Source organism: Joostella atrarenae, assembly GCF_021764745.1.
GTDB classification, from domain to species: Bacteria; Bacteroidota; Bacteroidia; order Flavobacteriales; family Flavobacteriaceae; genus Galbibacter; species Galbibacter atrarenae.
Window position 1 is genome coordinate 436,476 of record NZ_JAETXX010000002.1, and the last position, 9,337, is coordinate 445,812.

Sequence of the window (9,337 nt, forward strand, 5' to 3'; positions counted from 1 at the left end):
AATGTTATAAGAAGATATTTATTTAGCCTCAGGGTTAAAATGATTAAAAAAAAGAATTAATGAGTAAAACGTTATTTGATAAAGTTTGGGATAGCCATGTGGTACATACTGTAGAGAATGGACCACAAATATTATACATAGATAAACATTTAATTCATGAGGTTACGAGTCCGCAGGCATTTAATGAGCTTGAAGAACGTAACATTCCACTATTTAGAAAAGACCAAATTGTAGCTACAGCAGATCATAATGTACCTACAAAAGACCAACATCTACCAATACAAGACTTATTGTCTAAAAAACAGGTAGAGATGCTTACCGAGAACTGTAAAAAACACGATGTTACTCTTTATGGTTTAGGACATCCGTATCAAGGAATTGTACATGTGATGGCTCCAGAACTAGGAGTTACACAACCGGGAATGACGATGGTTTGTGGAGATAGCCACACCTCTACTCACGGTGCTTTTGGTACGATTGCTTTTGGTATCGGAACAAGTCAGGTGGCACAAGTTTTTGCGAGTCAGTGTTTATTGCTTTCCAAGCCTAAGAGTATGCGAATTACAGTAAACGGAAAGGTTAAAAAAGGCGTTTTACCAAAAGATGTAATTCTATATATCATTGCAAAATTAGGAACCAATTCTGGAACTGGATATTTTGTAGAATATGCTGGAGATGTTTTTGAAGCGATGACTATGGAAGGCCGGATGACGGTTTGTAATATGAGTATAGAAATGGGTGCTCGTGGAGGAATGATTGCACCAGATGAAACTACTTTTGAATATGTAAAAGGAAAAGAATTTGCTCCTAAAGGGGAAGAGTTTGATAAGAAAGTAGCCTATTGGAAAACATTACCAACAGATTCAGATGCTGTTTTTGATAAAGAATACACTTTTGATGCAGCAGACATCGAGCCGATGGTAACTTATGGTACCAACCCAGGGATGGGAATAAAAATTACAGCTGCTATTCCTATTCAAGATGACGTTTCTTTTGAGAAGTCTTTAGCTTATATGGGCTTTAAAAAGGGAGAAAAACTATTAGGGAAAGACATAAATTATGTTTTTATAGGAAGTTGTACGAACTCTAGAATTGAAGATTTTAGAATTGCTGCGGAATATATTAAAGGGAAACAAAAGGCAAACAATGTAAATGCATTAATAGTTCCTGGATCACAGCAAGTAGCAAAACAGATTAAAGAAGAAGGTATTCAAGATATATTTGAAGCTGCTGGTTTTGAAATGCGCCAAAGTGGATGTTCTGCCTGTTTAGGGATGAATGAAGATAAGATTCCCGCTGGAGAATATTGTGTATCTACATCAAATAGAAACTTTGAAGGACGCCAAGGGCAAGGAGCGCGTACCATTCTTGCGAGTCCGCTAGTAGCTGCTGCTACTGCAATTGCAGGAAAAATAGTAGATGTTACCGAAGAAGTAGACGCTTTAGAATTGGTTTAATAAAATATAAGAGTAACGTTATAAACTGGGTTTTTAAAATAGGATACTGAATTTAGTCCACTATAAATTAAAACACGTAGTTTAATATCACAATACTCGATACTAACAATATATAATGGAAAAGTTTACAACATTAAAATCTAAGGCGATACCATTGCCAATAGAAAATATAGATACTGATCAAATTATACCTGCTCGTTTTTTAAAATCGACAAGTAAAATAGGATTCGGGGAGAACCTTTTTAGAGACTGGAGATATGAAAAGGATGGTTCTGAGAATAAAGATTTTGTTTTAAACGATACTACCTATGAAGGAAAAATCCTAGTTGCAGGAGATAATTTTGGATGTGGGAGTAGTAGAGAACACGCAGCCTGGGCGTTAACTGATTTTGGACTTAAAGTAATTGTTTCTAGTTATTTTGCTGATATTTTTAAAGGAAATGCTCTTAATAACGGATTGCTACCAATACAAGTAAGTCCTGAAGCATTGAAAGTGATGCTAGACACTATAAAAGAAAATCCAGACACTAACTTTGTGGTAAATTTAGAAGAGCAATTTATCGCTATGGAAGGAACGGATATAAAAGAAAGTTTTGAAATCGATGCATACAAAAAGACATGTATGGTAAATGGTTATGACGACATCGATTTTTTAGTCAGCAATAAAGATAAAATCGAAGCATTTGAAGCTTCTAGAAAATTTTAATACAACACACCACTATGAATATAGATATAGCAGTATTATCGGGTGACGGAATTGGTCCTGAAGTCACAAAACAAGCCATAAAAACATTAAAAGCAGTCGGAGAAGTATACAATCATACATTTACTTTTAAAGAAGCCCCTGTTGGTGCTATTGCTATCGACCAGACTGGAGATCCATTACCAGAGAAGACTTTAAAATTATGTCTTGATTCTGATGCGGTTCTTTTTGGAGCTATTGGAGATCCAAAGTATGATAACGATCCTTCTGCAAAAGTACGTCCAGAGCAAGGATTACTTAAATTAAGAAAATCGCTTGGATTATTTACTAACATCCGTCCAATAAAGGCCTTCCCTACTCTAATTGAGAAATCTCCATTAAAGGAAGACCGCATTTTAGGAACCGATCTTACTATTTTCCGTGAACTTACGGGAGGTATTTATTTTGGTGAGAAAAAACTAAATGAAGAAGGAAGTGTAGCTTCCGATCTTTGTGAATATTCAGATTATGAGATTGAGCGTATTGCTCATTTAGCTTTTAAAGCTGCTCGTGCAAGAAGAAAAAAATTAACGTTGGTAGATAAAGCCAATGTATTGGAGACTTCTAGACTATGGCGTAAAGTGGTTACCAATATTGGGAAAAGCTATGATGATGTAGAATTAGATTTCCTTTTTGTTGATAATGCAGCGATGCAAATGATTTTGAATCCGAGTCAGTTTGATGTTATCCTAACGGAAAATATGTTTGGAGATATTATTTCTGATGAAGGAAGTGTTATTGGAGGTTCGATAGGATTATTAGCTTCTGCTTCTGTAGGAGATGAAAATGCAATGTTTGAACCTATTCACGGATCTTTCCCACAGGCAACAGGAAAAGGAATTGCAAACCCAATTGCTTCTATATTATCTGCGGCTATGTTATTGGAGCATTTTAAATTATTTGAAGAAGCAAAAGCCATTAATAAAGCTGTAGAGAAAGCATTAGAAATTAATTTTGTGACTCCAGATTTAGATGTAAATAGTAAGAAAACAACTTCTGAAGTTGGTAATTTTATTGCTGATTATATTGCAAATGCAGAGGAAATAATTAATTATAATCAAGAAAATATTGATTACGGAAAATCAACTATTATCTAAATAGTTGCTACTTATATATTTGTGTACTTAAAAAGGGTGCCTAAAAAGAAAACATTCTGATTTATAGTTTTTAAAGCATTGTAGAACTGCCTTTAACTTATAAAACTAGATTAAGTATTGTGATAATTTTTAGCCGCCCTTTTTTATTGTATTCAGCTGAAATTAGAATTTAATAGCATTAAAAATTAATGGTTTCCTATATGAAAAGTAACAGGTTTTTTACGCACTATTTATTAAATCTTGTTAGCCGCCCTTTTTAAAAATTAATGATCATTAATTTGAGTATATTCAGAAGTTGTGTGTAATGCACAAAAAACGATGAACTTCAATAAAAAATGAGACAAGAAATCAAAGATGAAGCAATAGAACAACTTGAAAAAGATATACTTTTTGGATTTGAAAACGAAGATGATTTACTTGAAAGCATAAGTGAAATGTTTTACGATGAAAGTGACTTCGATGAAGAATGGTTAAAACAAGAAATCGATAGTCGATTAAAAAAACATAAAGATGAAAGCATAAAATGGGAAAAACCAACTGATTTTGAGAGACTGGTAAAATCCTTTGATGAATTGAATAAAAATAGAATTGTGTCTCTTCACAAAGCAGGGCACACCAAAAGCGACGGAGAAGATGACTGTTCTGAAATTATTTCAGAATTGAAAGAAATCGGAATTAATGCTAAAGGTTATTGCTATTACCATACACAGGATTTAGAAAGAGCAATTGGAAAAGAAAAAATGCTACTCATTGGTTTTGATAGTTACAACCGTGATGATAAACTTGCAAAAGAAGTTGCCGAAAAAATAATTGCTGTTTTAACAGAAAATGGATTTAAAACCAAATGGAATGGCTCAATTGACACTCGGATAGAAATTCTAAATATAAATTGGAAAAAAGCAGTTGACAATATCGATTATAATTATGGTCGAGTATTTGAGATTATCGAAAAGCACCATACACCAGAAAAGATCAATATTGAAAACAAGAGTAAAAAGCCATTTTGGAAAATATGGTAGAAAAAAGCACTACACACAACAATGTGTATAATTAATGGCTAGTTCGTGCTTGCTTACGAAAATCCTCGCGGATTTTCTATTCGGTTTTTATTTGCTAAATTAGTTGCATGGTACACGCAACTAATCATACACGAACACGTTACCATACATTTGAAAATGAAATTTACATTAATCATCTTTTTATTCTTTTCTCTTATAAGAGTCAGTAATGCTCAACAAAAAAAAGATACAATATATAAAGCATACATAGCTGTTGAAAGTGAGGAAATTGAATTCTACAGTGTAAAAAAAATTGAGTATTCAAACGCAAAAGAATTTCAAGGAAGTTATCATTTCGGTGATTCAGAAGCCGAATCTGATCTTAATATTATTTTTTCTAATAGCAAGTTATATGCAGAGACAGAATATAGTATTTGGGAGAATGAAGCCTGGATTGGAAAAACTGATAGAGTGAGTATTAAATATGATAATGGTAAAATAATTACAAAAGAAGGTAATTATAAAACAGAATTCTTTATTTATGAGTGTATAGATAACTCCAACTTATTTCTAAAAAAAGGAACAAAAGGAATTGGATTTGCATTTACTAAAAATGAAAACAATCAAATTTATCATTATATTCAATTTAATGAAGGACAAAAAATCATAACAATAGGAAAATATCCGGAAGCTAGTTTTGTCAAACTAACTAATAGTGATTTACTCGAATATAGCAAGGACGAATTGAAAATTGTAAGAAATGAAATATTCGCTAGAAATGGATACATTTTTAATGAAGGTGGTAAAATGGACAACTATTTTTCTAACAAAGATTGGTATAACTCAATTAAGAAGACAAGCAACCCAAATTTGAGCGATATTGAAAAATATAATGTGAACTTGATTTTAAGATTAGAAAAATAATAAAAACGCATTTTACACTAACCGTTATTTTCTCCTCTTTCATATTTCTAACATTCAATCCAATTTTATTAATCATATAGGTCTTAATCCATAATTTTAAATGTATTGAGAGCTGATATAGTTGCTTTCTTTCGAGCAGAAGATAAATCACTTATCATAATTTCATTATCATTTGGGCTTATTCTTGTGGCAAAAAAATAAACATTACCTTTTCTCTCAAGGTAGCCTACAAACCATCCAATACTTTTTATTTGCATTGAAGTAAGAGAGGTGGTTTTTTCAATTTCAACACTCCAGTTTTTCCTATCTATGAATTTTTCTATTTTGTATTCAGCTAACGGTCTTAGGGTATGAGTAGTATTGGAATTATTGTTACTACATTTTGGAAAGTAAGATACTTAATAAAATATAAAAACGGTTCAAGTTATCACTTAAACCGCAATTGCTTGTACATAATGTTGTGCAATACTTCTTTACGTTTGATGTTTAACCTTATTTTTCTAGTTTCTTGTCAGCTATCAATTCCATAAAAAAATCAGATAACTTCGAAGCTCCATTATTTCCTCCATCATCTATATTGGATAAAATTATAACGGTATAATTGTCGTTCATAAAATCCATTAATTCACAATGTATTCCGTACCAACCACCACTATGGCCAAGAATAGTTTGGTTGTATCTTTGGTCAACACCAATACCATATCCCATATGTGTATTATAACCTTTCACTTTTGGTTTAAACATTAATTCCGTTGTTCCTTTTTTTAGTAGTTTATAGTTTCTTAAGGCCTTTGAAAAGTTAAATAAGTCGTTTACAGTTGAATAATAAAATCCACCTGGTGAAGCTTTTGTTAAATAATAATCATTCTTTTTCAAGATTTTGTTTTCCCCAAACATTGAGGTATATCCACTTGCTTTATTATTTACAATAGAATCGATTTCCAATTCGGTTGTGTTAGGCATTTCAGCGGGTTTGAATATATTTTCCCTTAAATAATCATAATAGTTTTTACCACTAACTTTTTCAATGATTAGACCAAGAACCACCATTCCTGTTGCACTATAATTATATTTAGTTCCGGGGTTTGATAAAAGTGTATCATTAACAAAAAGGGGCATGAAGTCCGAAATTGTCTTGTATTCTAAATTTTTTATTTTATTCTCGTCTGCCACATAAAAATTATTAAGTCCTGAAGTGTGGGTAAGTAATTGATGAACCGTTACGGAATCTCTTACGAGTTTGTTTGGGTAATCAGGTAAATATTCTCCAATAGGACTATTCAATTTTAACTTTCCTTGCTCGTAGAGTTGCAAAGTTGCTACAGCTGTAAATAGTTTAGTAATAGAAGCAATATTAAACTTAGTATCTATTTTATTCTTTACATTGAATTCGATATTTGCTAATCCGTAAGCTCTTTGTTCAATGATACTATCGTTGTGGGCAACCAAGACTGTTCCCGAAAAATCATCCCCATTTAAACTGTTTAAATATGAATTGATTTCAGTTTTTTTTTGATTATTTGATTGACCGTAAGATAATATTCCAATGAATAGCGTAACTGCCGTTAGATAAGTTCTTAAGCTTATGTTCATACTTTCAATTTTCTTTTGTTAGTTCAAGCAACAATGCTTCTAAAACAGTTTTCTTAATGTTCATTTATCACGTTCCAAGATAAAAACAGCTATTGAAGTATCCAGTTGTGGAAAATATAAAATTACGATTCCCAAAACCCACCGTGTCCATAACTTGTATAACTCTTTACTTTACCAGTTGATAAACCTAAACCATTTTTGTTATCCTTACCATCTTTAGTTTCGATTCTAGTAAAAATTTGATTCAGCGTGTTTCTGTCCTTTATGACTTTATCATTTTCAGCTGAAGATAGACTTATTTATATTAATAAGCGATAAAGCTACTACAGAGGCAATAACTCATTCTCCTTCCCTCCTATTTATTTGTTTCTTTTGCGTTAGGGATTGCAGCAAGCTACCGTGTAGCGCGTAAAGCCCGCCACTTGTGAAGCAAGAGGAACGCCCAAAAAATAACAAACAAGACATAGTCGCTCATAAATTACCCTAAAAGCAACAAAAGAGCAGTTTTTATGAAACTACTTTTCGTGGAATAATCTGTAAAAAAGCACTGCTTTCTACCAAATAAAACCATTGTAAATTAAAGCCTAACTTGTAGGTAAAGGCGCACCAACAGCGATATCACAACGGTGACCAGGTTGCCCGTGTGCAGGGTTAAGCGTAGTTCCGTTGATGTTTAACAACGACCCATCTACGGGAGCAGTCAATGGCGCACCCACGGCGATGTCGCAGCGATGGCCCGGTTGTCCGTGTGCAGGGTTCATACCGCTAGCAGTTGTATTTTGTGGTGTATTTGTGTTCTGAAAAGATTCTACTGGCGTTTCCTTTGCTGCAGCTTCACTATCGTATCCCTCTAAAGTGATCGTAGTGGATTTAGTTTCTGCAGTACTTATAAAGTAATACGCTCCAGCTCCAATTGCTATAATACAAGCAAAAATAATACCTATCTTTTTCATCTCTTTAATATTTAGGCTATAAAAATAGAGAAATTATTTTACTTTCCATGGGTTGACTTTTAATCTACTCATATAGTTTTGATGCTGAACTATTACAATTTTTTTGATTCCATTTTCGTCGGTTATAGGAAGAAAACCATAATCATAGCAAAAGAAATAATTCCCTCCTTTAAAAGGATATATTGTTGTAAAAATTGAAAACTCATATTCCATAGCATCCAATACTTCTTTCCTAACCGTTGCTTTACCCTGTGGGCAAAAGTGAGCCAGAATCCCTCTATTTTTACGAAGTAAACTATTGGTATATTGAATTAATTTTTCGTGAGCAGCTTTATTGTTATTATGGTGATTACTTCTACATTGGGCATCACAGAATTTTTTATCTGATCTACCATGTAATTCATCGTTGCAAAAGGAACAAAATCTTTTTTTCATAAGTATATTTTAATTTAAATCTATTTAAAAAGAATCTCCTCTTTTATTGAATAATAAAACTTGATAAAGGAATTTCCTTGCGTTTCTTTTAGGCATAGCAAGAGTCGGTGAGCATATATTATACGTTTATATTCGTATGTAAACGCTTATAAATATAGTTATAATTAATTTATAGAGGATTTTTGCTCTAATAATGAATCCGCTACAAAAAACATATCAAGAATCTTTACATCTATATTTAGATAGACTTAGGTTAAGAAATTATAGTGAGAACACTATAAGGACTTATCAGCATATGTTTAAACAATTTTTAAGGCACTTGTGGCCTTTGCCATTACATAAATTAAGTAGTGAACATATAACGGATTACCACCTGGAACTGATTGTAGACAAAGGTTATTCTGTGTCTTATCAGAACCAAAGTATTAATGCTATTAAGTTTTATATAGAGCATATTTTGGGATATCCTAAGCAGCATTTTGCTTTAATACGCCCTAAAAGGAGTGTGAAATTACCTGTAGTTTTTACATTAGAAGAAGCCGCATCTATTATTAATAGTCCAAACAATTTAAAGCATCAAGCAGTTTTGACACTTATATATGCTTCTGGTTTGCGGATTTCTGAATGTATAAATTTACAGATGACCGATATTGACTCTAAGAGCATGTGTATTTGGGTACGTGATGGTAAAGGCGGAAAGGATAGGATGACCTTATTATCTTGTATGGAGTTGGATCTATTGAGAAGATATTACAAAAAATATAAACCTGTAAAGTGGCTTTTTGAAGGTAGAAAGGGTGAGCGTTATAGCACTTCTAGCATCCGACAAGTATTTAAAAAATCTTTGTACACTACGAAAGTGAATAAGTTGGCTACGGTACATACATTACGTCATTCGTTTGCTACACATTTATTAGAGAATGGAACTAATTTAAGGTACATCCAGAAGCTCTTAGGACACAATTCTAGCAAAACCACTGAGATATACACACATGTTAGCACTGAAAACCTTACAAATATAATTAGCCCCCTAGAATTACATAAAAAAAAGTATATTTGAAAGAGATATAAACGCAATTGCGTTTATTTAATAGTTACCTTCTATTGCCCTACTCTGCTCTTATACTCACTAATCTTG

The 9,337-nt window shown here is 32.6% G+C and carries 9 protein-coding genes; 6 read left to right on the forward strand and 3 right to left on the reverse strand.

The features are described 5' to 3' along the window. Positions 1-59: 59 nt before the first annotated feature. The 5 genes from leuC (at position 60) to JM658_RS06640 (ending at position 5,218) form a co-directional block, all read left to right on the forward strand. Positions 60-1,457 carry a 3-isopropylmalate dehydratase large subunit gene (gene leuC, locus JM658_RS06620; RefSeq protein ID WP_236958458.1) on the forward strand — a complete coding sequence of 466 codons (1,398 nt, stop codon included), beginning with the start codon at positions 60-62 and terminating at the stop codon, positions 1,455-1,457. Positions 1,458-1,572: 115 nt separating this feature from the next. After that, positions 1,573-2,163: a 3-isopropylmalate dehydratase small subunit gene (gene leuD / locus JM658_RS06625; RefSeq protein WP_236958459.1), complete on the forward strand. Its 591-nt coding sequence runs from the start codon at positions 1,573-1,575 to the stop codon at positions 2,161-2,163. A 14-nt stretch (positions 2,164-2,177) separates the two neighbouring features. Beyond that, positions 2,178-3,296 (forward strand): 3-isopropylmalate dehydrogenase, encoded by a 1,119-nt coding sequence (gene leuB / locus JM658_RS06630; RefSeq protein ID WP_236958460.1) that lies wholly within the window; start codon positions 2,178-2,180, stop codon positions 3,294-3,296. 335 nt (positions 3,297-3,631) lie between these two features. Further along, positions 3,632-4,315, forward strand: coding sequence for a DUF6891 domain-containing protein (locus JM658_RS06635; RefSeq protein ID WP_236958461.1), 684 nt, complete (start codon positions 3,632-3,634; stop codon positions 4,313-4,315). Positions 4,316-4,471: 156 nt separating this feature from the next. Next, positions 4,472-5,218: a YARHG domain-containing protein gene (locus tag JM658_RS06640; protein WP_236958462.1), complete on the forward strand. Its 747-nt coding sequence runs from the start codon at positions 4,472-4,474 to the stop codon at positions 5,216-5,218. 492 nt (positions 5,219-5,710) lie between these two features. On the opposite strand, the gene JM658_RS06645 is transcribed toward JM658_RS06640, so the two are convergent. From JM658_RS06645 to JM658_RS06655, 3 genes are all read right to left on the reverse strand, one after another. Beyond that, complete coding sequence (locus tag JM658_RS06645; RefSeq protein WP_236958463.1) at positions 5,711-6,811, reverse strand: serine hydrolase domain-containing protein; 1,101 nt, start codon at positions 6,809-6,811, stop codon at positions 5,711-5,713. Between the two features lie 584 nt (positions 6,812-7,395). Beyond that, positions 7,396-7,764 carry a hypothetical protein gene (locus JM658_RS06650; protein WP_236958464.1) on the reverse strand — a complete coding sequence of 123 codons (369 nt, stop codon included), beginning with the start codon at positions 7,762-7,764 and terminating at the stop codon, positions 7,396-7,398. A 33-nt stretch (positions 7,765-7,797) separates the two neighbouring features. Further along, positions 7,798-8,199 (reverse strand): hypothetical protein, encoded by a 402-nt coding sequence (locus tag JM658_RS06655; protein WP_236958465.1) that lies wholly within the window; start codon positions 8,197-8,199, stop codon positions 7,798-7,800. A 193-nt stretch (positions 8,200-8,392) separates the two neighbouring features. Between JM658_RS06655 and JM658_RS06660 the strand changes: the two genes are divergently transcribed. Beyond that, entirely contained in the window at positions 8,393-9,259 is an 867-nt protein-coding gene (locus JM658_RS06660) for a tyrosine-type recombinase/integrase (protein WP_236958466.1), read from the forward strand. Positions 9,260-9,337: the final 78 nt, after the last annotated feature.